General features: G+C 69.1%; 1 protein-coding gene. It reads left to right on the forward strand.

Annotated elements, in window-relative coordinates; all coding sequences use genetic code 11:
- Nucleotides 1-67: 67 nt before the first annotated feature.
- Nucleotides 68-243: hypothetical protein (locus tag JMJ55_RS32335; RefSeq protein WP_407927582.1), on the forward strand; the 176-nt coding region annotated here is incomplete at its 3' end.

Raw genomic sequence — 243 nt, forward strand, 5'->3', positions numbered from 1 at the left:
CGGGCTCGGCCGCTATCCCGACCCACTCACGCCTCTGGCCAGCCCTTCCGGCGATGCGAGCTTCGCTGTGCCAGCCTCGCTCACACAGCCGGTCTGGGCTGATATCCAGGTGCCGCAGACCGCGCAGCCTGGTCGCTACCGGGCGGAAATCGTCGTGGTAAGCGATCAGGGACGGGTCGTCGGCGAGGTGACGCTTGTCGTGTGGGCATTCGCCCTCCCGGCGTCGCCCGCGCTCGATAGCCT

Origin of the sequence: Belnapia mucosa (assembly GCF_016775475.1) — a bacterium.
Classification (GTDB): Bacteria; Pseudomonadota; Alphaproteobacteria; order Acetobacterales; family Acetobacteraceae; genus Belnapia; species Belnapia mucosa.